Below are 623 nucleotides of genomic sequence, written 5' to 3' on the forward strand. Positions count from 1 at the left end.
CACTTAATTGAGAGGCTGCTTCAGGAGTATCCAAATGTCGTATTATTCACTGCTGAAATTTGTTATCAGTTTTGCTTTCCCCTGTTTCTAAAAGAGATTTTAACCCTTTGTTTTAAAATACCTTTATCATAGTAAACTGAAAAATTTTATATCATATACAATACAATATAATAAGTTACAATTATCAATAAATATGTTACACATAACGATAGTATTTAAAAAAAATTATAGCTTAAAAAAAATCCGTTAATTGACTTTAACTGTGATACACGCTTTGCTTTTCCAAGGAACCGTGAATCTACAAAACAGATTATGCAAACCGCGTCAGGTTTGAGTGATACCATATATTGGATGGTTGGTGAGAAGAATTTTACCAAGACTTCCCTGATGATGAAACTGTAGGGGGCAACAGAAACAACAAATCCAATCATCTTTATGCATTCGGCAATCTATGCAGGTTCTTTTATTCGGGGCTCTAAGATTATCTTCAGTTTCTAAAAGATACAGGACAAGCGCGGTGCGAGGAGTGCAGAAGCGATAGCCTTTTGTAGCAGTGATGCGTTTTTTTGTTGATGATGGTGGCTTTTATCAGATGGGTTTTGAAAATGTTGACCGAACTGTTT

1 pseudogene is annotated in these 623 nt (G+C 34.5%); it reads left to right on the forward strand.

From position 1 onward, the window contains the following. Nucleotides 1–324: 324 nt before the first annotated feature. Nucleotides 325–623, forward strand: a pseudogene (locus tag ACFIK8_RS12200) (hypothetical protein); the annotation flags it as partial.

The organism is Bartonella sp. MR168JLCBS (genome assembly GCF_042194175.1).